We start from the raw sequence: 773 nt of genomic DNA, 5'->3' as shown, positions 1-773 counted from the left end.
CGTTATGGAACTCAAACGTAAGCTTACTTTTGTGGAATCCTGCATCAGCCCAACCTGCCATGAGATGATTCATACCAACACGAGCCATCGAAGAACGAAGGATGAATTGGCTGGAGATCGTATCAGGCAAATTGAATTCTTCTACACTATGAGCTAAGAAAAAGCCTCCAGGAGGGATAACGATACCATCATCAGGAATTTTGACTTCTTCCCAATTGAGGTTTTCTTTGGCATCGATATCGACGATTCCATCTGCTCGGCCTTCCAAGAGGATTGTGTCGCCAATGCGAATGTCGATAGATGCTGCATTAACATTTTCATGTAGCGCATCAAGATACCCATTATCAATAACTTCGTGCAGTTCTTTACTTCCTAGTAAGCTCATTCTTCATCCTTAAAGATTGTGTATTATTATTGAGTGTTTACTGGCGTAACAGGGTTAGCGCTCAACACATCAATACTAACTCCCCAACGTTCAGCTAAAGCACGACGAATCATATTCGATGCGCTGTTGATGTTCATTGAGGCGGTGCTTGTGATGTTGATTTCGTCTAACGATACTGATTGTTGACGACCGCTAAGCGCAATCATAGCCGCTTCACGATTATTCGACACCGGAATCATACGTCCATTAGGAGCTTTACGACGCAGATAAGGAATATCCCTTTCTGTTGCAACAAAGTATTGGTTTTCAGGTAACCACATATGAGCAACAGATGTGTCATAAGCTCGGAAGTAATCCAATGTCAGACACATGCCGGAGTGTAAAGGCA

2 protein-coding genes are annotated in these 773 nt (G+C 42.9%); both read right to left on the bottom strand.

The features are described from left to right. A partial coding sequence (locus N1032_RS24940) for a dCTP deaminase (protein ID WP_259543243.1) occupies positions 1-385 on the bottom strand: 385 nt, incomplete at its 3' end. Between the two features lie 26 nt (positions 386-411). Continuing rightward, on the bottom strand, positions 412-773 hold a 362-nt coding region (locus N1032_RS24935), incomplete at its 5' end, for a hypothetical protein (protein ID WP_259543242.1).

Origin of the sequence: Herbiconiux daphne, from assembly GCF_024979295.1 — a bacterium.
In the GTDB taxonomy this organism is placed as follows: Bacteria; Actinomycetota; Actinomycetes; order Actinomycetales; family Microbacteriaceae; genus Herbiconiux; species Herbiconiux daphnes.
The sequence above is the reverse complement of the archived record's forward strand: the minus strand, read 5'-3'. Positions and strand labels throughout refer to the sequence as shown.